25 protein-coding genes are annotated in these 23,877 nt (G+C 71.9%); 14 read left to right on the top strand and 11 right to left on the bottom strand.

All coding sequences use genetic code 11. The features are described from left to right. Window positions 1–77 precede the first annotated feature (77 nt). The 6 genes from FO059_RS15400 (at window position 78) to FO059_RS15375 (ending at window position 4,053) form a co-directional block, all read left to right on the top strand. Entirely contained in the window at window positions 78–275 is a 198-nt protein-coding gene (locus FO059_RS15400) for a hypothetical protein (protein WP_143909856.1), read from the top strand. Between the two features lie 275 nt (window positions 276–550). Further along, on the top strand, window positions 551–1,501 hold the full coding sequence (locus FO059_RS18465; protein ID WP_158726346.1) for a DUF5666 domain-containing protein: 951 nt from the start codon (window positions 551–553) through the stop codon (window positions 1,499–1,501). A gap of 88 nt (window positions 1,502–1,589) precedes the next feature. Further along, window positions 1,590–2,288, top strand: coding sequence for a type III secretion system chaperone family protein (locus FO059_RS15390; RefSeq protein WP_143909854.1), 699 nt, complete (start codon window positions 1,590–1,592; stop codon window positions 2,286–2,288). Window positions 2,289–2,339: 51 nt separating this feature from the next. Further along, entirely contained in the window at window positions 2,340–2,693 is a 354-nt protein-coding gene (locus tag FO059_RS15385) for a hypothetical protein (RefSeq protein ID WP_143909853.1), read from the top strand. Next, entirely contained in the window at window positions 2,690–3,280 is a 591-nt protein-coding gene (gene pyrE, locus FO059_RS15380) for an orotate phosphoribosyltransferase (RefSeq protein WP_143909852.1), read from the top strand. Before FO059_RS15385 ends, pyrE begins: the two co-directional genes overlap by 4 nt. Further along, entirely contained in the window at window positions 3,277–4,053 is a 777-nt protein-coding gene (locus tag FO059_RS15375; protein ID WP_143909851.1) for a lysoplasmalogenase family protein, read from the top strand. Before pyrE ends, FO059_RS15375 begins: the two co-directional genes overlap by 4 nt. Before the next feature lie 26 nt (window positions 4,054–4,079). Here the strand turns inward: FO059_RS15375 and FO059_RS15370 are convergent, their stop codons facing one another. Beyond that, entirely contained in the window at window positions 4,080–4,451 is a 372-nt protein-coding gene (locus FO059_RS15370) for a DUF3592 domain-containing protein (protein WP_143909850.1), read from the bottom strand. A gap of 308 nt (window positions 4,452–4,759) precedes the next feature. Beyond that, entirely contained in the window at window positions 4,760–5,254 is a 495-nt protein-coding gene (locus FO059_RS15365) for a hypothetical protein (protein WP_143909849.1), read from the bottom strand. Between the two features lie 142 nt (window positions 5,255–5,396). Here FO059_RS15365 and FO059_RS15360 point away from each other — a divergent pair, with 142 nt between their 5' ends. Both FO059_RS15360 and FO059_RS15355 read left to right on the top strand, forming a co-directional pair. Further along, on the top strand, window positions 5,397–6,107 hold the full coding sequence (locus tag FO059_RS15360) for a TrmH family RNA methyltransferase (protein WP_143909848.1): 711 nt from the start codon (window positions 5,397–5,399) through the stop codon (window positions 6,105–6,107). A 134-nt stretch (window positions 6,108–6,241) separates the two neighbouring features. After that, on the top strand, window positions 6,242–7,414 hold the full coding sequence (locus FO059_RS15355) for a glycoside hydrolase family 76 protein (RefSeq protein ID WP_143909847.1): 1,173 nt from the start codon (window positions 6,242–6,244) through the stop codon (window positions 7,412–7,414). 54 nt (window positions 7,415–7,468) lie between these two features. Here FO059_RS15355 and FO059_RS15350 read toward each other — a convergent pair whose 3' ends face one another. Both FO059_RS15350 and FO059_RS15345 read right to left on the bottom strand, forming a co-directional pair. After that, window positions 7,469–8,131, bottom strand: a complete 663-nt coding sequence (locus FO059_RS15350) for a DedA family protein (protein ID WP_233266651.1) — start codon at window positions 8,129–8,131, stop codon at window positions 7,469–7,471. After that, window positions 8,128–8,922, bottom strand: coding sequence for a VTT domain-containing protein (locus FO059_RS15345; RefSeq protein ID WP_233266685.1), 795 nt, complete (start codon window positions 8,920–8,922; stop codon window positions 8,128–8,130). The genes FO059_RS15350 and FO059_RS15345 overlap by 4 nt, the downstream gene beginning before the upstream one ends. 170 nt (window positions 8,923–9,092) lie before the next feature. Between FO059_RS15345 and fbaA the strand changes: the two genes are divergently transcribed. Continuing rightward, window positions 9,093–10,136 (top strand): class II fructose-bisphosphate aldolase, encoded by a 1,044-nt coding sequence (fbaA, locus tag FO059_RS15340; protein WP_143909846.1) that lies wholly within the window; start codon window positions 9,093–9,095, stop codon window positions 10,134–10,136. Between the two features lie 330 nt (window positions 10,137–10,466). Next, window positions 10,467–10,886 (top strand): DUF3151 domain-containing protein, encoded by a 420-nt coding sequence (locus FO059_RS15335; RefSeq protein ID WP_143909845.1) that lies wholly within the window; start codon window positions 10,467–10,469, stop codon window positions 10,884–10,886. 74 nt (window positions 10,887–10,960) lie between these two features. On the opposite strand, the gene FO059_RS15330 is transcribed toward FO059_RS15335, so the two are convergent. The 5 genes from FO059_RS15330 to FO059_RS15310 form a co-directional block, all read right to left on the bottom strand. Further along, window positions 10,961–12,244, bottom strand: coding sequence for an alpha/beta hydrolase (locus FO059_RS15330; RefSeq protein WP_143909844.1), 1,284 nt, complete (start codon window positions 12,242–12,244; stop codon window positions 10,961–10,963). A gap of 72 nt (window positions 12,245–12,316) precedes the next feature. After that, window positions 12,317–13,141, bottom strand: coding sequence for an ABC transporter ATP-binding protein (locus FO059_RS15325; RefSeq protein ID WP_143909843.1), 825 nt, complete (start codon window positions 13,139–13,141; stop codon window positions 12,317–12,319). Window positions 13,142–13,160: 19 nt separating this feature from the next. Then, window positions 13,161–14,264 (bottom strand): FecCD family ABC transporter permease, encoded by a 1,104-nt coding sequence (locus tag FO059_RS15320; protein ID WP_143909842.1) that lies wholly within the window; start codon window positions 14,262–14,264, stop codon window positions 13,161–13,163. Further along, the gene (locus FO059_RS15315) at window positions 14,261–15,292 is read right to left on the bottom strand and encodes a FecCD family ABC transporter permease (RefSeq protein WP_233266650.1); all 1,032 of its coding nucleotides are present in this window, start codon (window positions 15,290–15,292) and stop codon (window positions 14,261–14,263) included. Before FO059_RS15315 ends, FO059_RS15320 begins: the two co-directional genes overlap by 4 nt. Continuing rightward, entirely contained in the window at window positions 15,289–16,275 is a 987-nt protein-coding gene (locus tag FO059_RS15310; protein ID WP_143909841.1) for an ABC transporter substrate-binding protein, read from the bottom strand. Before FO059_RS15310 ends, FO059_RS15315 begins: the two co-directional genes overlap by 4 nt. A gap of 75 nt (window positions 16,276–16,350) precedes the next feature. Between FO059_RS15310 and FO059_RS15305 the strand changes: the two genes are divergently transcribed. Both FO059_RS15305 and FO059_RS15300 read left to right on the top strand, forming a co-directional pair. Continuing rightward, the gene (locus FO059_RS15305) at window positions 16,351–17,208 is read left to right on the top strand and encodes a siderophore-interacting protein (RefSeq protein ID WP_143909840.1); all 858 of its coding nucleotides are present in this window, start codon (window positions 16,351–16,353) and stop codon (window positions 17,206–17,208) included. Window positions 17,209–17,263: 55 nt separating this feature from the next. Then, window positions 17,264–18,796 carry a cobyric acid synthase gene (locus tag FO059_RS15300; protein ID WP_143909839.1) on the top strand — a complete coding sequence of 511 codons (1,533 nt, stop codon included), beginning with the start codon at window positions 17,264–17,266 and terminating at the stop codon, window positions 18,794–18,796. Window positions 18,797–18,799: 3 nt separating this feature from the next. On the opposite strand, the gene FO059_RS15295 is transcribed toward FO059_RS15300, so the two are convergent. Beyond that, window positions 18,800–19,696: a hypothetical protein gene (locus FO059_RS15295; protein ID WP_143909838.1), complete on the bottom strand. Its 897-nt coding sequence runs from the start codon at window positions 19,694–19,696 to the stop codon at window positions 18,800–18,802. A 168-nt stretch (window positions 19,697–19,864) separates the two neighbouring features. Between FO059_RS15295 and FO059_RS15290 the strand changes: the two genes are divergently transcribed. Together FO059_RS15290 and FO059_RS15280 are read left to right on the top strand one after the other, a co-directional pair. Further along, window positions 19,865–21,382 carry a class I adenylate-forming enzyme family protein gene (locus FO059_RS15290; RefSeq protein ID WP_143909837.1) on the top strand — a complete coding sequence of 506 codons (1,518 nt, stop codon included), beginning with the start codon at window positions 19,865–19,867 and terminating at the stop codon, window positions 21,380–21,382. A gap of 441 nt (window positions 21,383–21,823) precedes the next feature. Then, window positions 21,824–22,135, top strand: a complete 312-nt coding sequence (locus FO059_RS15280) for a plasmid mobilization protein (protein ID WP_143909836.1) — start codon at window positions 21,824–21,826, stop codon at window positions 22,133–22,135. A gap of 104 nt (window positions 22,136–22,239) precedes the next feature. Here the strand turns inward: FO059_RS15280 and FO059_RS15275 are convergent, their stop codons facing one another. Next, the gene (locus FO059_RS15275) at window positions 22,240–23,877 is read right to left on the bottom strand and encodes a flavin-containing monooxygenase (RefSeq protein ID WP_143909835.1); all 1,638 of its coding nucleotides are present in this window, start codon (window positions 23,875–23,877) and stop codon (window positions 22,240–22,242) included.

Here is a 23,877-nt window from a genome sequence, read left to right as displayed (position 1 = left end):
CCGTCTCGCCCACGGCCGTCCCATGACCAACCTCATAGGCGGTACTCGCCGTCATAGGTAGATTTAGTGTGTCCGGCATGCACAGAATGTTCGTGGGGCGCGAGTTGCGCACCGCCCAGGGTCCGGACAGGGGCCGGACCCCGACGAAGGGACACGACATGCTTGCAGGACTCCTGATCGCCGCCGCAGCGTTGCTCGCCATCGGGCTGGGCTCCGGGCGCGGGCTCGACTTCGGCGCCCGCGAGGTCCGCGCCAAGACCGAAAACCTGCGCTGACACCGGTACGGCGCGCGCCTGAGCGGCGCCCGGACCACGTGGAGAACCCATAGGCGCGGAGCCGCCGGCGGACGTACAGTGTGCCCGGACCTCGACGGGGTCCGGGCACACTGCTGTCCGGACCGCGACGTGCGTGGCGCGCCCCTCAGCGGAATCCGCATGGGTTCACAGCCTGCACTCAGGATCCGTGCCTAGCCTGAACAGCACGCAGGCGGCCTGCAGCGTGCACCGGAGCGCGCGCCGCCGCGCTGCGGGCAACGCCAGCCGAGGATCCGATGGGAGGTCACGTCGAGATGGATGAGTCGGATCGTTCGTCGCGCGACGACGACGCTGCCGCTGCCGCGTGGTCCCGTCCGAGCCCCGGCGGGGACGGCCCGTCGGCAGGCGAGCCCGACGTCCCGTCGGCGGGCGAGCCCACGCGCCGCATCCCCGTTCCCCCGCAGGATCCGGCGTACGGCCCCGGCCAGGGTCATCCCGGCGACGAGGCGTATCGGCCACAGGTGGACTACCCGCCCCAGGGTGACCCCTACCCGCCCGGCCCGCCGTACGCGCCGGGCTACGGCCACCCGCAGAACACGGCGGGATACCCGACGGCGCCCGTGCAGCCCACGGCATTCGGCTCGCCCGCGTATGTGGAACCCGGCTTCACGGACGCGCCGCAGAGGAAGCGCAGGCCGATCGGGGGCCTGGGCGCCCTCGTCGCGGCGGTGTGCGTGCTGCTGATCGGGCTGGGCGGCGCTTACCTCGTGTCCGTCGGCCTGGGCTCGTCCGACGAGGAACCGGCGGTGCCGGTGGGCATCGCACAACAGGCGCCCGCGGCCGTTCCGCACGGGGGCGGCCAGGGCGGCGGCGTCACCGGGCAACCGCCGCAGGGCGGCCAGGGCGGGGGCGGTGCGCAATCCCCGCAGGCGCCGTTCGGCTCGCTGGGCGGCGGCTCGTCGGCGGGACCCGGCGGCACGGGCGAACACGGCACCAGCGCCGCGCTGGGGGTGGTCGCCTCCATCGACGGGTCCACGTTCTTCGTGCGCACCATCGACGGCAGCGAGAACCAGGTGGACACCGACGGGCACACGTACTTCGCGACGGTGCGCGGAATGGGCGGCATCTCCAAGCTGGCCGTGGGCGACCTGGTGTTCGTCGGCGGCGAGAACCGGCCCGACGGCACCATCGAGGCCGACATGGTGATCGGCGGTGCATTCCCCGAGCTGGGAGCGGGAACCAATTGATCGCCGACCGTCCTTATCAGACGCGGATCGCGCCCTTATCGGCGCTGCTTCCACCCGTTCGCCGGATTGGCGCTTAAGCTGTGCACCGATGTCTATCTTCTGGTTCGTCCTGGCCGCGCTGGCGTTGGTCGGCGCCGTGGCGCTGATGTACCTGGACCGCAGCAAGCCCGCGCCCGTCGTGGTGGGCCGCCGAGACTGGGCCGGCGCGCGCGGCCTGGTGTACGCCGACGCGGAGCCAGGCCTCACCGCGGACTGGCGGCGTGGAGTGTTCGAGGAGTTCCCGCACTCGCGTGCCGTCAATGTGGCGATGGGTCTGCTGGACGGCTCGCAGATGTACATCACCGATCTCGAGGTGCCGCCGCAGGTGGGCCAGGAGGCCGTGCCGTCGCAGCGCGAAACCGTCGTGTGCCTGCAGCGTGCAGTCGGCTCGCCGGTCGTGTTCGACCTGCGCGCCGAGACCTCTCCCGCCCCGACCGAGCCGGAGGTGCACATCCTCGGGGCCGTCGGCCGGTTCTTCGCGTTCTCCAACGACCTGGGCGTGGCCCGCAGGGTGTGCGATCGGCGCATGGTCGCCTTCGCGGAGGCGGTGCCCGAGTGCGTCGACACGCTGTGGAGCGAGGGCGACTGGACGTTCGCGTGGCTGGTCCCCGGGGCGAGCCCCGACGACTGCGACGACGCGGTCGCCGCGCTGTCCCGGTTCACCTCGTTGCTGCGGGTCCTCCCCCCGGCGCTCGGCGGCCCCGTGCCGCGGTCGATGGCGCACGACCCGGGGAGCCCGCGCCCGTGAGTGCCGCAGCACACCGGACCTGCCCGGCGGGGCGGGCGGAATAGGCGCGGCATGGAGACGGTGTTGTTCGGCGTCATACCGGTGCTGGTGTTCATCGCCCTGGCCGCGCGTAGCGCCCTGCGCGGACGGATCGGGGCGAACCGCATCGGCAGCGGCGATCCCGGCGTGGCCGAACTCGAGGCGGTCGATCTCGGGGAGGGCGATCCCGGGGAGGGCGATCCCGGCGTGGGAACTGCCGGCACGCACGACATCGGCGTGTACAGGCCAGGCGGGCCTGCGCCCGGTATCGGCGGCTCCGGCACCACGGACAGCAGAATGAACGCAAGCGAGAGCAACGGTCGCGGCGATTACGCGGACCGGATGCGCGCGCCCGACCCGATCGACCCGACACGAGGTGGCAGATGACGAACCCAGACCGGACCGCGACCGCAGCACCCTCCACGGACGGTGATGCGACGGCCGAGCTGGCGGGCCTGGTCCGTGAGCACGCGGTGGTGCACGGGACGGTGACGCTGTCGTCGGGCAAGGAAGCCGATTACTACGTGGACCTGCGCAGGGCCACCCTGCACCACCGGGCCGGGCCGCTGATCGGGCGGCTTCTGCGCGAGCTCACCGCGGACTGGGACTACGCCTCGGTCGGTGGGCTGACCATGGGCGCGGACCCGGTGGCATTGGCGGTGATGCACGCGCCGGGGCGGCCCGTCGACGCGTGCGTGGTGCGCAAGTCGGCGAAGCAGCACGGGATGCAGCGGCGCATCGAGGGGCCGGACGTGCGCGGCCGCAGGGTGCTGGTGGTCGAGGACACGACGACGACGGGGAATTCGCCGCTCACCGCGGTGCGGGCGCTTCGGGAGGAAGGCGCTGAGGTCGTCGGCGTGGCGACGGTGGTCGACCGGGACACGGGCGCGGCGCAGATCATCGAGGCCGAGGGCGTCCCCTACCGTTCGCTGCTGGGCCTGGCGGACCTGGGTATGGCGGGGGCCCCGGAATGACGCGCGGTCGGAACGGGCGCGGTGCGCGGGCGATCCTGGGCAAGGCGGGCACGGCGCTCGGGGCCGGCGGGTTGCGCCCCGAGCACGGCGTGTACCTCGCGGGGGCGCTCGCGACGACGGCGCTGGCGCTCACCGGTGACAAGCGCGTCCAGTACGCCACCAAGACCACGATGGGGCCGGCGCTGGCGGCGCGCGTGCTGCGTGAGCGGCGTGCCGGCGCGATCGACGGCGTCGACACGACGTTGCTGCTCGTCGGACTGGCGGGGGCGACCGTGGGCGACGTGTTCATGATCGATGCGGACGATGACGGGCGACTGCGGCGCGGGGCCTCGGCCTTCGGCGTGATGCAGTCCGCCTACGGGCAGTACCTGCGTCAGCACGGTGCGCGGCCGCGGCTCAGGACCGCGCTGGTCAACGGGGCGTCTGCGGCGGCCGGCGCGGCCCTGCTGCACTGGCGGATGCCGCAGGTGGCGTCCACTCTCAGCGGTTACTCGCTGGCGCTGGGCACCACCGCCACGCTCTCGGCCGACCCTGAGCTGGTGCCGGGGGCGCCGCGGATCGCCGGTGTGGTGCGTCCCGCCGCCGACGACACCCGGACCTGGCTCGGCGCCGGCGGATTGCTGTTCACCGCTTCGGACGCGGCGATCGTGGGTCGGCGCATGTTCCTGCGCGGGGAGGCGGCCCGGCGCCTGGCGGAGGGCTTCGTGATCGCCAGTTACGGCGCCGCGCACGTGATGCTGGTCGAGGGCATGCTGGCGCTGCGCCGGCGCTGATTCCGTCCGCGCCGTCCAGCACGGCTTCAGTGCGGCATCAGGTGCGGTTGCAGCAGCACATGGTCGCGGTCGTGCGGGTCCACGCGGATGGGAAAGGTCTCGCCGGGCAGGAAGATGGCGCGCTCGTGCGGATCGAGCATCCGCACGATGTGCCCCGCGTAGGGCACCGCGCCGGGGACCACCAGACGCAGCTTGATGTCCGTGAGCTCGCCGGTGAGCTCACGGGGCTGCAACGGGTGCACGGCCAGAATCGTGGCCCACCCCTCGTAGCCGCGGCGCGCCAGACGCGGCTTCCGGTGCGCCCACATCAGCCCGACGCCCAGCAGGAACACGTAGCCACCCAGCAGGATGACGATCTGCGCTGCGAGCGTGCCCTGCGGCGCCAATGCGTGCAGCATCACGACCCATGCGATGAAGGCGGCGAGGAACACCGCGGTTACGACCGCAACCGCCCGAACGGAACGTGCACGACGCATTCAGCTCACCGACCTCGACCGGGTGGCGCGGCTCGCCGCCCGCGGGGTGCAATCCGAATAGACCGCAACCGCCACGGCTAAACCATCCGGACCCGTCGGCCCTGGCGGGGCCGGACGGCCGGGCGGCGCACAATCAACCCTGGGATCAGCCCCGAGCCCTGAGCCCTGGGATCAACTGCTGGGATCAACTGGTATCAGCCCTGGGAGGCGCCCGCGCCCATGCCCCGAGTCTAGTCCTCCGGCGGGCCGGCGTACGGCGGTTGCGGGCGTTCCCGCGGCCGGTGCTCCGGGGGCGGGACGGAACCCGGCGCGGGCGGCTGGGGTGCGCGCGTGGTGGGCGACTGGCCGGGGTAGTCGGCCCAGCCGGCGGAGGGATCGAGCGGCGGCCAGGCCCCGTCCGCAGGGGCGGCGCCGGTCCGCCCGCCGCCGTCGTCCGTCGAGATGGAAGTGGCGGTGACCCACACCAGACCCAGCAGCAGTCCGATCGAGATCGCCAGCATCGCCGACGCCCACACCTGGCGTTCGGACGTCAGGGCGGCGCAGCTGGCCTGGCCGGTCTCCGTGGCGCCCTGCACCGAGCCCGTGCCGAACGCGGACGCGCACTGCACAGCCCCCAGCGGCGTCTGGACCAGCGTGGGCCGGCTGAGGCCCAGGTACATGCCGCCGAGGAACAGGGTGATCGCCAGCGGGGACAGGAGGCGGGCGATCAGCCGGGACGGTTTCACTCGAATACTCCTTGCCGTAGAGCACCGGTGCCTTTCCGGGACGCAGTGCCCGGCCAGGCCGGGCGCCTGTTCCACTCCGCAGTCTTTCGCACCTGCACTCACCGGCGTCCGCCGGGTCGGCGGCTGCGGGTACGGTCGCCACGTGCCCAACTCGAGCCGCAGCGGCCCCGACGCGTCGGGCCCTGAATCGTCGGGCCCTGAATCGTCGGGCCCCACCGAGTGGAATCCGCGCCCCGTCGGCGTCGGGCCGTGGCGTGAGGCGCGCGGTGGGCCCGTGCCGGACGATCCCCGCCTGGACCCTGAGCTGATCGAGGAGGGCGACCGGCGCAACGTCGTCGACGCATACCGGTACTGGCGGCGCGAGGCGATCATCGCGGACATCGATACGCGACGCCATCCGCTGCACATCGCCATCGAGAACTTCGGCCACGACGCGAACATCGGGACGGTGGTCCGCACGGCCAACGCGTTCGGGGTGGCGGCCGTGCACATCGTGGGGCGGCGGCGCTGGAACCGGCGGGGCGCAATGGTCACCGACCGCTACCAGCACATCGAGCACCACGAGGACGTGCCGGCCCTGCTGGCCTACGCGCGCGCACGGGGGCTGGACGTGGTCGCGGTGGACAACGTGCCCGGGTCGGTGCCGATCGAGACGGCGACGCTGCCGCGCGAGTGCATGCTGCTGTTCGGGCAGGAGGGCCCCGGCGTGACGGACGAGGCCCGCAGCGCCGCGCTCACCACGGTGTCCATCGCGCAGTTCGGCTCCACTCGCAGCATCAATGCGGGCGTTGCGGCGGGGATCGCGATGCACGCCTGGATCCGGCAGTACGCGGACCTGTCCACCGCGTGGTGACCGTGGCCCTGTCCACCGCGTGGTGACCGTGGACCTGTCCGCAGCCTGGTGACTGGGGCCTCCGCGCACCGGCGACGGACGGCCCGGCCAGGGAACGCCGTGCGCAGCGGGCCCGGCCCGGGCACGATGAGATCATGTCGTTACCTCGCAGCGCGTCGGCGCAGTCCACCGCGTGGGCTTCGCGCGCCGATGCCGCGGAGTCGGCGGTGGTGCACCGGCACATTCGCCGGCTCTGCGCGATTCCGTGGACACGGATCGGCTGCGTGCGGTGGCCGGTCGATGTGCCGTCGGCGACGTTCATCTCCTGGCACTACTGGTGGCAGGCGCAGCTGATCGACTGCGCCGTGGACGCAACGGTGCGCGACCCCACACCGGCGCGCCGTCGCCGGCTCGGCAGACTGTGCCGGACGCCGTGGATCCGCAACTCGGTGAGCAGGGCCGGGACGGGGGGCTGGCGGCGCGACTTCAACGACGACATGATGTGGATGGCGCTGGCGCTGGAGCGGGCGATCCGCCTGTGCGGGGTGCGCAGGCCGCGCGGGTTCGACAGGATGACGGCCGCGATCGCGGACGGGACGGACCCGGCCACCGGGGTGCTGCCGTGGCGGCGGGGCGGCGACTTCCTCAACGCGCCCACCAACGGGCCCGCGGCGATCCTCTGCGCCCGTCTGGGATGGATCGACACGGCGGAGATGTTGTGCGACTGGCTCGACGCGACGCTCCGCGACCCGCAGACTGCCCTCATCCACGACGGCATCCGCAACGGCGTGCTGGTGGAGGACTACTACACGTACTGCCAAGGGGCGGTGCTGGGCGCGGAGACGGAGCGCGCGGCGCACACCGGGAAGGGGACCAGGCTGCAGGCGATGCACGGGGAGCGCGTCGCGCGCCTGCTCGAGGCGGTGTCGACGGGCATGTGCACCGGCGGCGTCATACACGGCGCCGGCGGCGGCGACGGGGGGCTGTTCGCGGGCATCCTGGCGCGGTATCTCGCGGCGGTGGCCTGCGACCTGCCGGACGCGGTGCCCGACGCGGACCTGCTTCGGAGCACGGCCGCGAACCTGGTGCTCACCTCCGCCGAGGCGGCCTGGGGCAACCGCATCGAATTCGACGGGGAACCGCTGTTCGGGCACGACTGGGCGATCCCCGCGGTGGTGCCGGCCGCACTTTTCCGGCCCGACGACCCGTCCGCCCGGGTGGCCGAGCGCGACCTGTCCGTGCAGCTGTCGGGCTGGATGCTGATGGAGGCGGCGGCGCGGGTGGACGAGGTCGTCCCCGGCTACGGCGCGGGCACGGGCGGCGGGTGAGGGACGGCCCGGGGCGCGGCTTCAGCCCGTCAGGGCTTCAGCCGGTCGGGGGCATCAGCGCGTCAGGGCGGGGGCGGACTGCTCGCTGCGCTGGTCCTCGTGCTGTTCCTTGCGCATCCGCACCATCCCGACGGCGGTCACCACCACCACGCCGATGGTCATCCCGCCGAGCACCACCGGCATGAGCCAGCGCACGCGGTCGAGCTGTGAACCGCCGACGTATCCGATGACCAGCATCACCGGGGCCCATACGAGCGCGCCGAGAGTCGTCGCGAGGGCGAACGACCGCCGGTTCATCGCCGCCGCACCGGCGACCTGCGGGCACAGGGTGCGGATCCACGGCAGCCAGCGCGCCATGAGCACGCCCCAGAATCCGTACCGATCGAGCAGGCGGCGGGCCTTGCCCAGGTTCTCGGCGTTGACGAATCGGCCGCCGGGCCGCGCGGCGAGCCGGTTCCCGCGGCACCGCCCCATGCGGTAACCCATGTGGTTGCCCGCCACGGCCGCGGCGAACACGCCGACGACTGCGAGCACCAGCCAGCCCGGCTGGTGTCCGGCGGCGAACATCATCCCCGCCGTGGCGAGGAGCGAGTCTCCCGGCAGGACGAAGCCGATGAGGAACGCGCACTCGACGAACAGCACCGCCGCGACCATCACCACCAGCAGGCCGGGGCCTGCCGATTGGACGTGGTCGAGGACGGTGCTGACGAACGTCACTTGCCGGCCGGCTGCTCGGGGTCGGAGGAGCCGAGGGACACGGACTGCGGCGCGTCGTCGGCGGCGGTGCCGGTGCCGGCGGCGCCTGCCGCGCGGTTGGCGCGGTACCGCTTGATGCCCTCGATGAAGAGGGGGACCACCGACACGAGGACGATGAGGATGAAGATGTAGTCCACGTTGTCGCGGATGAACGCCACCTGGCCCAGGAAGTAGCCCAGCAGTGTCACCCCGGCGCCCCAGACGATCCCGCCGAGGACGTTGTAGGTGATGAACGTGCGGTAGCGCATGCCCGACGCGCCGGCCACCAGCGGCGCGTAGGTGCGGACGATCGGGACGAAGCGGGCCAGGAAGATCGTGACGGGCCCGTGCCGCTCGAAGAACTCGTGGGACTGGTCGATGTACGACTTCTTGAAGATGCGCGCGTCGTCGCTCTTGAACAGCGCCGACCCGCCGCGGGCGCCGATGATGTAACCGACTTGATCACCGAGCACCGCGGCGATCGGGATCGTCACCAGCAGCAGCCACAGCGGGGCGAACGCGGGGTTGACGTCGGAGCCGATCTCCGTTGCCGCACCGGCCGAGGCCACGATAAGACCGGCGGTGAACAGCAGCGAGTCGCCCGGCAGCAGCGGGAACAGCAGCCCCGACTCGATGAACACCACCAACAGCAACCCGGCGAGCACCCAGCCGCCGAAAGAGTTGAGGAGGTTGACGGGGTCCAGGAAGCTGGGCAGCAATGCCAGATTCGTGGTCACTGTGTCGGAAGCGGCCAGCAAATTCACGGGGTCCAGCCTACCTGGCCCGACTCGCTGATCCGGGAGGTCGTGAGCCGCGTCACGGATGCGGTGACCACGCAGTGGGGCCGCCACGAGACTTCGGCGCGGGGAGTTGCCATAATGAGCGCGGTAGGCCGTGTCGGCCCGCCCCGGACCTGCACAGTCGTCATTGGAGGACCCCAGCCGTGCCCATCGCAACCCCCGAGGTCTACGCCGAGATGCTCGGCCGGGCCAAGGAGAACACGTTCGCCTACCCCGCCATCAACTGCACGTCGTCCGAGACCATCAACGCGGCCATCCGCGGCTTCGCGGAGGCCGGAAGCGACGGCATCATCCAGTTCTCCACCGGTGGCGCGGAGTTCGGGTCCGGACTCGGAGTCAAGGACATGGTGACCGGCGCGGTCGCGCTCGCGGAGTTCGCGCACGTCGTGGCCGCGAAGTACGACGTCAACATCGCGCTGCACACCGACCACTGCCCCAAGGACAAGCTCGACGGCTTCGTCCGCCCGCTGATCGCGCTGTCGCAGGAGCGGGTCGACGCCGGGAGGAACCCGCTGTTCCAGTCGCACATGTGGGACGGGTCCGCGGTGCCGATCGACGAGAACCTCGAGATCGCCAAGGAACTGATGGCCCTGACGTCCAAGGCGAAGCAGATCCTCGAGATCGAGATCGGCGTCGTCGGCGGCGAAGAGGACGGCGTCGAGAACGCCATCAACGAGAAGCTCTACACCTCGGACGAGGACTTCGCGAAGACTCTCGACGCCCTCGGGGCCGCGGGTGTCGGCGATGAGCGCGGCTACATGCTCGCCGCGACGTTCGGCAACGTGCACGGGGTGTACAAGCCGGGCAACGTCAAGCTCAAGCCGGCGGTGCTGGCGGCGGGGCAGCGGATCGCCGAGAAGAAGCTGAGCCTCGGCGAGGGCGAGAACCCGTTCGACTTCGTCTTCCACGGCGGCTCCGGCTCCGCGGTCTCGGACATCGAAGAGTCGCTGACCTACGGCGTCATCAAGATGAACGTCGATACCGACACCCAGTACGCGTTCACCCGCCCGATCGCCGGCCACATGTTCGGCAACTACGACGGCGTGCTCAAGGTCGATGGCGACGTGGGCAACAAGAAGGTCTACGACCCGCGCAGCTACCTCAAGAAGGCCGAGCAGGCGATGACCGACCGCGTGGTGGAGGCCTGCCAGAACCTGCACTCGGCGGGCAAGTCCGTGAAGGCCTGACCGCACGTCTTCGCCGGGCCCTGGTGCCCGGTGCTCGGCTCGGCGGCCGCATCCCGGTGGGGTGCGGCCGCCGAGTCATGTGCCGGGGCGCGGGATGGGCGTGCGCCGGGGGACAGGCTTGTGCGGGGCGGTGGGATCGTGCCGCGCGCCGATCATCCGCTCGCGCGCGAATCGTCCCGGCGTGTCGCGGCAATAGGCGCGCGGCAGGGTGTTGAGGCGCGGCAGGGCGAGGCGCTGCGGGTGCAATAGGCGCGCGGCAACGTGAGGTGCAGCGGGTGCGGCGCGGTGGCCGGGTCCCCGCGCCGCGCGCGCTCCGGCACAATGGGCGCCATGACCTCTTTCGGTGATCTTCTGGGCCCCCCGCCCACCCTGCTCCCCGGCGACGATGACGATGCCGAGTCGGAGCTGCTCAACCACGCCGACCCCACGGCGGTGGCGGCCAAGTACCCGTCGGCGTCGATCGCCTGGGCCACGCTAGCCGAGGGTGCCCTGGACGAGGGGGCCGCTGTGACCGCGTATGCCTACGCGCGCACCGGCTACCACCGCGGCCTGGACCAGCTGCGCCGCAACGGCTGGAAGGGCTTCGGGCCGGTGCCCTGGAGCCACGAGCCCAACCAGGGGTTCCTGCGCGCGGTCGGTGCGCTCGCCCGGGCCGCGCAGACGATCGGCGAGGACAGCGAGTACCGCCGTTGCCTCGACCTGCTCGAGGACTGCGATCCCGCGGCCGCCGGGGAGCTGGGACTGGCCTGAAATGGGCGCCGCCCCACCGGCCTGAGCCGGGCCGGGCGGCCCCGCGCCGACCCGGACCCGCCCCGCCCGCGGCGTCAGTACAGCGCGCGGCTCATGTGCTCCCACGCGGGCGCGAGCTGCGGGCGGAAGGTCTGCCAGCCGTGCAGGCCGTCCTGCAGGTAGTCGACGCGGACGTCGGCGTCGACGTCGTCGAGAGCGCGGTCGAGGTCCTGGGTGCACCCGTAGATGAACTGCTCGATGACGGCGCCGGACAGGTACGCCGACATGTCGCCGCCGTAGGGCCCCTCGAGCTCGCCGGGCCGCCCGATCCCGGGCGACGCGGACAGGTACACCGCCATCCCCGCGAGCGCGTCGGCGTGCGAGAGGACGTCGTGCCGGGCCCACTCGGGATTGTCGCGGGTGCCCCACATGTTGGTGACGTCGCCGAGCCGCGTCTCCACCGTCATCTTCGTCATCGCGTAGCCGGCGTCGGACACCGTGGAGTAGCAGCCGCTGATCCCCGCCACGGCGCTGTAGAGCGAGGGGTGCAGCGCGGCGATCCCCACCGCGCCGGACGCGCCCATCGACAGGCCCGCGATGGCGCGCTTGCCGTTGAAGGGGATCGCGTGGCCGCCGCTCTCGAGCAGCGGCGGCAGCTCCGAGGCCAGGAATGTCTCCCACTTGTTGCGCGAGAGCATCGGGTCGTCGGCGATCCAGTCGGTGTACATCGAGCCGTAGGCGCCGGTGGGCATGACCACGGTGACCTGCTTGTCGCGGAAGTAGTCGTCGGCGTGCCCCAGGGTGATCCAGCCGCTGGGCAGGTCGGATCCGACCCCGTCGAGCAGGTAGAGCATCGGCGCGGGCGCACCCGGGTCCGCCGCGCGCAGCACCTGCACGGCGATGGTCCGCGACATCGACGCGGAGTCGACGTACCAGGTCTCCAGTCGCGGGTCGTCGACGTCCTGTTCGACGCGCACCACCCGCGTCTGCGTGATCGACGGGTCGGGCCGGGGCACGGTGTACGGGTCTTCTAGCAGCCCGGAGCTGCCGAACACCGCGTCCATCGGCAGTGCCACGGTGCTGCCCAGCGACGCGGTGTCGGTGGATCCGAACGGGCTCGCCGAGCCGACGGCCTCACCGGATCCCGTCATCGACTGCGCGGACGATTCCGCCGACCCGCCCGCGCCGGACCCGGAGGACAGCGGCGCGGCGGCCGCGGGCTGCGCCGCCGTCACGGACACCGCCACGGGTACCGCAACGGACACCGACGCCGCCACTGCCGCTGACATGGCCGTTGCCGCGGCGCGGATGCGCGCCCGGCGGGAGCGGCCGGTCAGGCGTGCGCGCGCCGAGCTGCTGATCGGGTCGGGTGCGGTCACGGTACCTCCGAGAGTCGGACAGACGTCTAGCCGGAGAATTCTCGCACATTGATCTCCGGCGCGCGTGTCCGATCAGCAGGTTCCGCGCGGCACGATGATGGGGACCGTGCCCCGGGGGTCGTCGAGGACGTCGGCCCGCAGCCGGTAGGTCTGCGCCAGCGTGTCCGGGGTCAGCGCCTGCCGCGGGGTGCCGGAGCCGAGGATCCGGCCCTGCCCGAGCACGATGATCCGGTCCGAATACGCGCCCGCCAGCATCAGGTCGTGCAGAACCATGACGACGGTGCGGCCGCGGCGGGCGAGGCCCCGCACCAGCTCGAGCATCTCGACGGCATGTGCCGGGTCGAGGTAGGTGGTGGGCTCGTCCAGCAGGATCACCGGGGTGTCCTGGGCGAGCACCATCGCCAGCCATACCCGTTGGCGCTGGCCGCCGGACAGCGTCGCCATGTCGCGGTCGACGAGCGCGGTCGTGGACGTCTCCTCGAGCGCGGCGTCGATGGCGGCGGAGTCGGCCGCGGTCTCGCCGCGCCACCAGGGCCGGTGCGGGTGCCGTCCGCGCGCCACCAGCTCGCCCACGGTGATTCCCTCGGGCGCCACCGGGTTCTGCGGCAGGACGGCGACGGTGCGCGCGGCGTGCCGGGCCGCCATGCCGTGGACGTCCGCGTCGCCGATGAGCACCCGGCCGGCCCGGGGGCTCAGCTGCCGGCTCATCGTCTTGAGCAGCGTGGACTTTCCGCACCCGTTCGGCCCCAGCAGGGTCGTCGTCTCGCCCGGCCTGGCGGTGAGGCTGACGGCGTCGACAACGTCGGGCGCGGGACCGTAGCCGGCCCGCACGTCCTCGACGGTGACCGCCGGGCCGACGGTGCCGGCCGGGGCCTGTTGTTGTCGCTGGGTCTGCATTACGAAGGATCCTCCTGCATCAGGGCGTCGACCGCCTCGCACGCCGCGACGAGCCGAGGACGAGCGCGATCAGCACGGGGCCGCCGACGACCGCGGTGATCAGCCCGACGGGCGCGGTGAACGGCAGTGCCTCGGCGACCAGCGCGCACAGCGTGATCACCGCGGCGCCGCCGACGGCCGACGTCGCGGGCGGGGGAGTGGGGCGCTCGGTGAGCAGCCGGACCAGCTGCGGGGCGACGAGCGCGACGAAGCCGATGGGGCCGACGACGGCCACGGTCACCGCCGCGAGCCCCGTCGACGCCACCAGCAGCACCATCCGCACCCGGTTCACCCGGACGCCGAGGGCCGCGGCGGTCGCGTCGTCGTGCGCGAGCAGCGGCAGGTCGCGGGAGACGACGGCGCCCAAGGCGGTGAACACGAGCAGGCCCACCGACAACGGGATCAGGGCGTCGGCCCGCACCAGCCCCGTCGACCCGGCAAGCCACGTCTGCGCCTCCGTCGCGCGCGTGAGGTCGGCGCGCAGCAGCAGATAGCTGACGAGGCTGCTGCACAGCAGGCTGAGCGCGAATCCGATGACGACGACGCGGCGCGACGAGCCGAAGCCGCCGAAGAGCAGCAGCAGTCCGACGATCACGGCCGCGCCGACGAGCGCCATCGCGGCCCGCCACCAGAAGGTGGAGACGTCCTCGGAGAACGCCGGCCGCGCGACGACGGTCCCGGCGACGACGGCCACCGACGCGCCGCCGGTGATGCCGAGGACGTCGGGCGAGGCGATGGGGTTGCGGGACATCGTCTGCGTCCACGCCCCCGCGAGCCCCAGCGCGGCGCCCACCGCCACGGTGGCGATGGCCACCGGCAGCCGCAGGTCCCAGACGATGCTGATGGTCCGGTCGGTGCCGCCGCCGGTCAGCGCGGCGAGCACCTGGGCCGGCGTCAGCTGGACGGGGCCGGTGGCGAGGAGCATCAGGTAGCCGGCCGCGGTGACGGCGACCAGCCCGGCGAAGACGGAGATCAGGCGCAGCCGCCGGGCCCGGGCGGTGCGGCTGCGGCCCACGTGGCCTGCGTGCGGCGCTCCGGGATCCGTCCCGACGCCGGTCGCGCGCACGTCTGTAGTGCTCGTCATGCGAAGGCCCCCGGCCTGCCTCTGCGCATGCGTGCCACGGAGAGGATGAGCAGCGGCGCCCCGATGACGGCGAGCACCACCGAGACCTCCACCTCGCCGGGGCGCGCGACGACGCGGCCGAGCACGTCGGCGATCAGCGTGATGGCGGCGCCGGCGAGGGCGGTGGGAATCAGCATCCGGCTCAGCGACGGGCCGGTGAAGCGGCGCACGATGTGCGGCGCGGCGAAGCCGACGAAGGCGATGGGGCCGACGGCCGCCGTCGCGCTGCCCGCGAGGATCACGACGGCCAGGGCGGTGAGCGTCCGCGTGGTGTGGGGCGACCCGCCGAGGCCGACCGCGGTGGACTCGCCCATCGCCAGCAGGTCCATCGGTCGCGCCGCCACGGCCGCGATCAGCAGGCCGACGGCGAGGCCGACGGCGGCGATCGCCAGGTCGCCCCCGTCACGTCCCACGGTGGAGCCGACTATCCACTGGCGCATCCCGTCGAGGACCGACGAATCCTGCAGAGCCAGCAACGTCGTCGCCGCATGCAACGCGGCCGCCATGCCGAACCCGACGAGCAGCAGCGTCAACGGGTCCGATGTGCGGCGGGAGACGGCGAGCACCACGAGGGCCACAGCGCCCGCCCCGGCGAGGGCGAGGAGCGCCTGGCTGCCGAGTGCGACGACCCCGAGCGTGGTGCCGACGGCGACGGCGAAGGCCGCGCCGGCGGTGATGCCGATGATGCCCGGGTCGGCCAGCGGATTGCGGGTCCATGCCTGCGCGAACGCGCCGGAGACCGCCAGCGCGGCGCCGGCGGCGAGCGCGAGAAGCGTGCGCGGCACCCGCAGCTGCCACACCACCTGCGACAGGTCGCTGTCGGCGGCTCCTCCGTCCGGGCCGGCGAACAGCGCGGAGAAGGCGTCGACGGGGGAGGTCGGCCGGGCGCCGACGACGATGGAAAGCACACAGCCCGCGAGCACCCCGGCGACGGCGACCACGAGGATCACCGTCGCCCGGCGGCTGCGTCCGCGGACCGGTGCGCTCACAACTGCTGGTCGATCGCGTCGACGGCGTACGGGATGGTCAGCGGGTTCGGCATGCTCATCGCGTTGCCGGTGGCCTGGTCCAGGTAGTACACCTTGTCCTGCTTGACCAGGTCGAGCCCCTGGAAGATCGGGCTGTCGCGGACCGCGTCGGCGGCGCCTTCGTAGTCGAGGACGAACAGGTAGTCCAGCACGTCGAGGTCGCGGTAGTTCTCCGGCGCGATGTCCTTGTAGAAGGTGCCGTCGGAGGTGGCCTGCAGCTGGTCCGGGATGGTGAACCCGAGCTTCTCGATCATCGCGCCGCGGCCGTCGCCCTCGGTGTAGAGGCCGAGCTTGCCGGCGTAGGGCATCACCACGGCGGCCTTCTTGCCCTGCAGCTCCGGGTGCGACTCGCGGAATCCGGCAAGGCTCGCCTCGGCCTGCTCGATGAGCTCCTGCCCCTGGTCGGGCTTGCCGACGGCGTCGGCGATGGTGGTGACCTGCTCCTTCCACGGCACCTGCCAGTCCTTGTACTCCGGCGGATGCACGGTGACCGGCGCGATGCGCTCGAGGTCCGCCTTCGCCTGCTCGTTCACGGCGTTGTTGACGGCGATGATCTGCGTCGGGTTTGCGGCCGCGACATTCTCGACGATGTCGGCGGTGAACCCGCTGGCGGTGTTGAAGATCAGCGGCGGGCGGGCGTCGCCCAACGCGTCCTGCGCCCACGGGCCCACGCCGGATTCCGCGACGTCGCCCTGCGCGCCCCACGGCGCGATGGCCACCGGGGTGATGCCGAGGGCGAGCAGCGTGTCGGTGTCGCCCAGGCCGAGCGCGGCGATGCGCTGGTCGTCGCCGGACTGCTGGGTTCCGGCTGCTGCATCGGCGGTGTCCGCGTCGCCGCCGCGCGAGCAGCCGCCGAGCGTCAGGGCCACGGCGGACAGCACCGCGACGGCGCCGAGGAGTCCGCGTCGTCCGAGGCGGGGGGATCGTCCCACTGATTTTCGCATGTGGAGCAGGTTAGCCTAGGCTAATAACGAAACGAAAGCCGGACGGCCCGACCACGACGCACCCCCAGGAGACGCATGGCCCACAGCACCACAGCCTCCGACACGCGCCTCGCCGCTCGGCCGGTCGCCGGGGAGCACCGCATCATCCCGGTCAGCGTCACCGCGAACGAGAGCCTGGCGGAGAACGTCCGGCGCCTGACGTTCACGGCGCCCGCGTTCGCCGACTACCGCCTCACCGGCCCCGACGAGTACTTCGGCCTGCTGATGCCGCGCGACGGCCGGGAGTTCCGGTGGTTCGACCCCGACGCGGCCGCCAACATTCGCGCCGCCGTCACCGCGCTCGCCCCGGAAGAGCAGCCCGAGCTGCGCTGGTACACGATCCGCAGCCTCGACCCGGTGGCCGCGACCATCGACGTGGACGTGGTGACGCACGGCGACGACGGGCCCGGGTCGCGCTGGGTGCTGCGCGCGGCGCCGGGGGACACCGCGGGGGTGTACACGTCCAGCGGCATCTGGTGGCGCCCCGACGCGCACCGGCTGCTGGTGGCCGATGCGACGGCCGTGCCGGCGCTGCGGTCGGTGCTCGAGTTCCTCGCCGCGCACCACCCCGGAGAGCTGCAGTCGACGCACGTGCTCGCGCTCGCCGCGTCGGACGCGGAGCTGGAGCCGGGCCTGGTCGCGCAGTGGGGGCACCGGCTGGGCACCCTCGAGCTGGTGTACGCCCCCGAGGATCGCCAGTGCGCCGAGACCGCGCGGATCCTGCGGGAGTGGACCCGCGAAGGGCATCCCGCCGCGCGCGTGCCGTACGTGTGGGCGTGCGGGGAGGCGGACCTGGCCAAGGCCGCGCGCACGATGGCCGTCAAGACCTGGGGGCTCGACGTGGAGGCGGCCAACTGGGCGACCTATTGGATCCGGGGGCGGGCGCGCCCCTGACCGTACGGCGGTGCCAGGATGGGCGCATGCCGCGCACCCGATACCGAGGCCGCCGGTGACCGGCCGGGCCCTGCTGGTGGCGGGCACCGCCTCGGACGCGGGAAAGACGGTGGTGACCACCGGGATCTGCCGGGCGCTCGCCCGCCGCGGCATCTCCGTCGCGCCGTACAAGGCGCAGAACATGTCGAACAACTCGATGGTCGTCGCGGGCGGGGCCGCCGGCGCTGCTCCGGGGGGCTGCGCGGAGATCGGCCGGGCCCAGTGGATCCAGGCGGTCGCCGCGGGCGCGGTGCCGGAGCCGGCGATGAACCCGGTATTGCTCAAGCCGGGCAGCGACCTCCGCAGCCACGTGGTGGTGATGGGCGAGCCGGCCGGCGCGCTCGAGGCGGGCGAGTTCGCGTCCGGACGGGAACACTTGGCCCGCGCGGCATTCGACGCGCTGGACGACCTGCGTTCCCGCTACGACGTGGTGGTGTGCGAAGGGGCGGGGAGCGCGGCGGAGATCAACCTGCGTGTGCATGACTACGTCAACATGGGCCTCGCCCGCCGCGCCGGGATGCCGACGCTCGTCGTCGGCGACATCGACCGCGGCGGCGTCTTCGCATCCATGGCGGGCACGCTGGCGCTGCTCTCGCCCGAGGACCAGCAGCTGGTGCGCGGGTTCGTCGTCAACCGGTTCCGCGGCGACGCCGGCCTGCTGCGCCCGGGGCTCGACGAGCTGGAACGCCGCACCGGCCGCCCCGTGCTGGGGGTGCTCCCGTGGCTGCGCGGGCTGTGGCTGGACTCGGAGGACTCGCTGGCCTTGGGCGCCAGGCGGTTCGACGACGAGGCCGTGGAACCCGGCGCCGACGTCCTCACCGTGGCAGTGGTGATGCTGCCGCGCATCTCCAACTTCACCGACGTCGACGCGCTGTGCCTGGAGCCGGGCGTGCGGGTGCGGTACGTCGACGATCCGCGTGCGCTTGCGGGCGCCGACGCGGTGGTGCTGCCGGGCACGCGGGCGACCGTCGGCGACCTGGCCTGGCTGCGCGGGCGGGGCCTGGACGGCGCGATCGTGGAGCACGCAGCGGACGGGGGTGCCGTGCTGGGGATCTGCGGGGGATTCCAGATGCTGGGCCGCGAGATCCGCGATCCCGTTGGCGTCGAAGGTCCTGCGGGCGTGCGTGTCCCGGGACTGGGGCTGCTCGACGCGGTCACCGAGTTCGGCGCCGGCAAGGTGCTGGGCCTGCCGCGGGGAACCGCGCTGGGCGTCGCGGCGTCGGGCTACGAGATCCACCACGGGCGCGTGACAGTGGGGTCCGGCGCCGGGTTCCTGGGCGGGGTCCGCGACGGGCTCGTGTTCGGCACCATGTGGCACGGGGCCCTGGAGGGCGACGGCCTGCGGTCCGCGTGGCTGCGCGCGGTGGCGCACGCGCGGGGCAGGTCCATCGACGTGGGAAACGTGGGATTCGCGGCGGCGAGGGAGAACCGCCTGGACCGGCTTGCGGACCTGGTCGACGAGCACATGGACGTGGACGCGCTGCTGGCGATGCTCGACGGCGGGCCCGCGCTGCCGACCGTCCGCCTCACGCTGGAGCAGCCCCGGTGACGGTCAGTGCTGGCCTAGCGCCTTCCGTGCTGCTTCGGCCAACGACGATGCAGCGATGGACCGCAAACGCGGGTCAGCGTGGAATTGTTCTCCGCCCCACAGCTTGGAAGCCGCGTAAACGCAGATCAGAGGTGCGGCCGGGCCATAGAGTGAGAGAGGCTCGGCGTCGAAGAACTCGAACGTCACGGTCCAGTTCGTGGGGTTCGGGTGGAATGTGGTGACGTGGTTCCAATCGAAGTGCATTGCGCGTCCGTAAGGGAAGATGACGAGACCGTAGTTTCCCGCGAGGACGTCGGTGTACTGCTTTTCGCGCCACGCCGGGGTCGCTGCCGCCATCGCTTCGGAGCGCCGTCGACTGTTGCCGATCAGTGACGCGCCCACGAGTGCGAGGCCTGCCGGGCCGGTTCCGAAAGCGACAGTGTGACTGTAGGAGCCGTCGCCCGAGGTGACGTACCGGGAGTAGCCGATACGTGTGCGCAGATGGAAATGCTCCCCAGGGCGCGGAACCAACGGCGTCGGGTCGACAGGGCGGAGCGCGCGCCGACGGGAGATGTCGAGATGGAGCCGGCCCGCCTCTGCCCACCCGTTCTTGTGATCAGCGTTGTTCTGCATCATGTTGCGTTGTAACGTCTTCCAGCCAACAGACCGCCAATGGATGCCCGAGGCGAGAAACGGGATTGCGAGCACGAACAGGACGCACCCGCCCATCAGGAGCAGTCCGTTGGATGCGTTGGGGGAGGTCGACGCGGCGTCAGCGGTGGAGTTGCTGGATTCGACGGCCTCCGCGGCAGGTATCGCGATCATGACCATCGCGATCACGAGCACGATGGACCAGATGATCCACCGCCGCTCGCGTTGCCATGAAAAGCCCCCTGCGAATTCTCCGTCACCCTCTCCCATGGTGGAACGCTAACAACCTGCGGACGCTCATTCCGGCCCGGGCTCGGGCCCGGACCGCTCTCTGCCGACCGCGTAGCCGGTCTGCGGGCACTGTGGCCGCCCGCTCGCAGGTAGTGTGACCTGTGCAACATTCAACTGCGTGATGCCGATGAAGCCCGGAGGTGCGGCATGCCCACGGTCCCCGGAACCCTGAGATCCACCGCCGCCCGCGTGCCCGATCGTGAGGCGCTGGTGTTCGGCGGCCTCCGCTACACCTACGCGGAGCTCGACGCGGCCGTCGACCGTGTCGCCGCCGTGCTGGTGGGGGACGGCCTCCGCAAGGGCGACCGGCTGGCGCTCATGTCGCCCAACACCGACAGGTTCGTCATCGCCTTCTACGCAGCCCAGCGCGCGGGCGCTGTGGTGGTGCCGGTCAACCCCGCCTCCACGGGGCCTGAGCTGGACTACCTGATCCGCGACTCGGGTGCCGCGGTGCTGGTTTTCGCGCCGGAGGTGGCGGGTGCGGTGCGCGACGCGGTCGCCGCCGGGATGCCCGCGGGCCTGCGGGTCGACTGCACGGGCGACGGCGGCGAGTATCCCGACCTGTTCGCGGCGGCGGAGGGGAGGGCCGCGGAGCCGGTCGAGGTGGGACTCGCCGAGGACGACGACACCGAGATCCTCTACACCTCCGGCACCACCGGCAAGCCGAAGGGCGCGCTGTTCGACCACCACCGGATGATGTGGGAGACGGCCGCATTCATCGGGGGCGTCGGCCTGCGCGATGGCGACCGGCTGCTGCACGTGGCGCCGCTCTACCACTCTGCCGAGCTCAACCTGATGCTGCTGCCCGGCGTGTTCGTGGGCGCCACGCACATCGTGCACAGCGGATTCGACCCGGTAGCGGTGCTCGACACCATCGAGCGCGAGCGCATCACGATGATGTTCGGGGTGCCCACCATGTACCAGTTCCTCATGCGCGTGCCCGGCGTGCAGGATCGGGACCTGGCGTCCTGGCGCACCGGCATGTTCGGGGCCGCGCCCATGCCGGCATCCGCGGTGCAACAGCTGGTGGCCACCTTCCCGGGCGTCGAGTTCATGCAGCTGTGCGGGCAGACGGAGGCCGGGCCGGGCGGAATCCTCGCCAGGCACGATCAGGTGGTGGCGCGGCCGGAGACCAGCGGCAAGGAGGCGCTGATCAACCTGGAATGCCGGGTGGTCCGACCCGACGGCACCGACGTGGCTGTCGGCGAGGTCGGCGAGATGATCCTGCGTGGCGTGACGGTGATGAAGGAGTACTGGAACAAGCCGGAACAGACGGCCGAGACGATCCGCGACGGCTGGCTGCACACCGGCGACCTCACCCTGGTGGACACCGACGGCTGCATGACGGTGGTCGACCGGCTCAAGGACATGATCATCACCGGCGGTCGCAACGTGTACTCGGTGGAGGTGGAGAACGCCGTGGCCGCGCACCCGTCCGTCGTCGACTGTGCCGTGGTGGCCCGCCCGCACGAGGAGTACGGCGAGTCGATCGTGGCGGTCGTGACCCTCGCCGAGGGGGCGGCCCTGGACCTGGGCGCGCTGCGTGAGTTCTGCGGGCAGCGGATCGCGCACTACAAGGTGCCGCATGACCTGGTGGTGCTCGACGCCATCCCGCGCAACGCCTCGGGGAAGATCCTCAAACGCGAGGTTCGCGGGATGGTGTGAGGGGGCGCTGCCGCTGCGGTTGCAGCCCCCGGCCGCGCCGACCAAGCGGTTTCTACACGTTCCGGCGCGGAACTGAGCACTTTCCGCTTGCTCGGCGGGGGACACAGGATGTAGTGAGTTGTCATACAATGTAGTGATGGGGGAGGGAATTGATTGGAGCAGACGTGCCGACTGCATAGTGAGACGCCACGGTGTCGGCCCTGCTGCGGCGAATGAAGCTGTCGCTGACCCGCATGCAGTGTGGTTGACTCCCGACCCTGCGAGTCGGACTCGGCAGGCGACGCGAGTGATCGGCTATTCACGGTTGGCAGGCTCATTGGTCACCGTGATCGTGGTAGATCCTGCCGCCGATCCGGACGAGCAACCGGACGGCCGGTGGTGGGGAAGTAATGCGTGGCGCTCAAGTAGGCGCGATCAGCGGATCTACGACGAGGAGGCGTGATGACGGGGATCGACGAAGTGCTCGCCGGCGAAGGCTCGGCGGCGGAGCGCCATGAGGTGCCGGAGCCGATACCTGGGGACGTGACTGTGCATCGTCCGAATCTCTCGAGGTCGAGCGTGGTGTCGGTGCGTGTGTCTGCTGCAGAACTCGAGCGCTTGCACACCGCCGCGGAGCGGGCGGGGCTGCCTCTGTCCACGCTCATGCGGGTGTGGGCTCTTGACAGGGTGGAATCGGAGGACCGGGGGGCGGGCGGAGATGTCGGTGAGCGGCTCGCGCGCTTGGAACGCGAGGTCTTCAAGCGAGGTGCGTAGACCCCGCTGTGCCGACCAAGCGGTTTCGGCACGTTCCGGCGTGGAACTGAGCACTATCCGCTTGCTCGGCGGGCAGTGTGCGGCCGGCGCGATGGAGCACTGCGTCAGCCCAGCGTGAACCCCTTGTAGCCGTCGGCGGCCACGCCGTCGCAGATGCCCCGGTAGGTGCCGACGCCGCCGAGGAACGGCATGAACACGCGCGGCTTGCCGGGGACGTTGGCGCCCATGTACCAGGAGTCGGCACTCGGGTAGAGGGTCGCGGAGGCGATCTGATTGCCGAGCTCCACCCACCGGTCCTGCGCCTCGGCGGTCGCTTCGACGGTGCCGGTGCCCGTGTCAGCCAGGTGTGCGAGCAGGTCGCGGACCCACTCGACGTGCTGTTCGATGGAGACGACCACGTTGGACATCACCGACGGACTGCCCGGGCCGGCGAGCACGAACATGTTGGGGAACCCCGCGACCGACAGCCCCAGGTAGCTGCGGGGCCCGGCGGCCCACTCGTCGCGCAGTCTGCGCCCGCCGCGTCCGCGGATGTCGATCCGGTCCAGGGCCCCGGTCATCGCGTCGAAGCCGGTGGCGAGTACAACGGCGTCCAGTGCGTACTCCTGTGCACTGGTGCGGATTCCGCCTGGCGTGAATGTTTCCAGCGGGGTGGCGCGCAGGTCCACCAGGTCCACGTTGCCGCGGTTGTAAGTCTCGTAGTAGTCGGTGCCCACGCACAGTCGCTTGGCACCGAGCGGGTAGCCGGTGGGGCACAGAGTTTCCGCGGTGCTCGGGTCGTGGACGGTGTCCCGGATCCTGTCCCGGACGAACCGTGCCACCTGCTCGTTGGCGGCCGGGTCGGTCATCACGTCCGAGAACGCCGACTGTAGGCACAATCCGCCGATCGACCACCGGCGCTCCAGCTCGGCCAGGCGCTCGCCGTGCGGCACGTCGGCGGCGGGTCCCGACGACGGCGGCAGGTGCCAGCCGCCGAACGATTCGCGCAGCGCCTGACGCCGTGTCGCGTAGTCGGCCTCGATTGCGGCGGTCTCGTCCGGGCTCAGGGGATGATTGCGCGCGGGCACCACGAAGCCGGGCGTGCGCTGGAACACCACCAGGTGCTCGGCCTCCTCGGCGAGGACCGGGATGGCCTGCACCCCCGAGGATCCGGTGCCGATGACGCCGACGCGCCGGCCGCGCAAGTCCGCGTCGCGGGGCCAGTCGGCGGTGTGCAGCAGGCGGCCTCGGTACTCGGACGCGCCCGGGAAGTCCGGGGCGTTCGCCTGCGAGAGGCTGCCGGTGGCGAAGACGAGCCACCGGGCCCGCCACGTTCGCCCGTCGTCTGCTGTGACGGACCAGGATTCCGCGTGCTCGTCGAACTCGGCGGCGCGCACCCGGGTGGACAGGCGGATGTCCCGGCGAAGCCCCAGCCGGTCCGCGACGAACTCCAGGTAGCGCCGGATCTCGGGGGCGGACGGATACCGCTCGGACCAGGTCCACTCGGCGCGGATGGCGGGGTCGAACGAGTAGGAATAGTCGATGCTGTCCACGTCGCACCGGGCGCCCGGGTATCGGTTGTGGTGCCAGGTGCCGCCCACGCCGTCGCCGGCCTCGAGCAGCACGGCACTCAGTCCCAGCGTGCGGATGGCGTGCAGCATGTAGAGCCCGGCGAATCCGGCGCCGACGATGAGCACGTCGGTGGGCCCGGCTTGGCCGTCCTGAGGCCGGGCGGCGGACGGCGCGGCGTCGTGGATGGTCAT

Origin of the sequence: Tomitella fengzijianii, from assembly GCF_007559025.1 — a bacterium.
Classification (GTDB): Bacteria; Actinomycetota; Actinomycetes; order Mycobacteriales; family Mycobacteriaceae; genus Tomitella; species Tomitella fengzijianii.
This window is presented reverse-complemented; position numbering and strand designations above follow the sequence as displayed.

Coding starts and splice junctions, on each gene's coding strand:
- FO059_RS15400 (WP_143909856.1), top strand. CDS start 78: ATGCACAGAATGTTCGTGGGGCGCGAGTTGCGCACCGCCCAGGGTCCG.
- FO059_RS18465 (WP_158726346.1), top strand. CDS start 551: ATGGGAGGTCACGTCGAGATGGATGAGTCGGATCGTTCGTCGCGCGAC.
- FO059_RS15390 (WP_143909854.1), top strand. CDS start 1,590: ATGTCTATCTTCTGGTTCGTCCTGGCCGCGCTGGCGTTGGTCGGCGCC.
- FO059_RS15385 (WP_143909853.1), top strand. CDS start 2,340: ATGGAGACGGTGTTGTTCGGCGTCATACCGGTGCTGGTGTTCATCGCC.
- pyrE (WP_143909852.1), top strand. CDS start 2,690: ATGACGAACCCAGACCGGACCGCGACCGCAGCACCCTCCACGGACGGT.
- FO059_RS15375 (WP_143909851.1), top strand. CDS start 3,277: ATGACGCGCGGTCGGAACGGGCGCGGTGCGCGGGCGATCCTGGGCAAG.
- FO059_RS15370 (WP_143909850.1), bottom strand. CDS start 4,451: ATGCTGCACGCATTGGCGCCGCAGGGCACGCTCGCAGCGCAGATCGTC.
- FO059_RS15355 (WP_143909847.1), top strand. CDS start 6,242: ATGTCGTTACCTCGCAGCGCGTCGGCGCAGTCCACCGCGTGGGCTTCG.
- FO059_RS15335 (WP_143909845.1), top strand. CDS start 10,467: ATGACCTCTTTCGGTGATCTTCTGGGCCCCCCGCCCACCCTGCTCCCC.
- FO059_RS15325 (WP_143909843.1), bottom strand. CDS start 13,141: ATGCAGACCCAGCGACAACAACAGGCCCCGGCCGGCACCGTCGGCCCG.
- FO059_RS15320 (WP_143909842.1), bottom strand. CDS start 14,264: ATGACGAGCACTACAGACGTGCGCGCGACCGGCGTCGGGACGGATCCC.
- FO059_RS15310 (WP_143909841.1), bottom strand. CDS start 16,275: ATGCGAAAATCAGTGGGACGATCCCCCCGCCTCGGACGACGCGGACTC.
- FO059_RS15305 (WP_143909840.1), top strand. CDS start 16,351: ATGGCCCACAGCACCACAGCCTCCGACACGCGCCTCGCCGCTCGGCCG.
- FO059_RS15295 (WP_143909838.1), bottom strand. CDS start 19,696: ATGGGAGAGGGTGACGGAGAATTCGCAGGGGGCTTTTCATGGCAACGC.
- FO059_RS15290 (WP_143909837.1), top strand. CDS start 19,865: ATGCCCACGGTCCCCGGAACCCTGAGATCCACCGCCGCCCGCGTGCCC.
- FO059_RS15280 (WP_143909836.1), top strand. CDS start 21,824: ATGACGGGGATCGACGAAGTGCTCGCCGGCGAAGGCTCGGCGGCGGAG.
- FO059_RS15275 (WP_143909835.1), bottom strand. CDS start 23,877: ATGACCATCCACGACGCCGCGCCGTCCGCCGCCCGGCCTCAGGACGGC.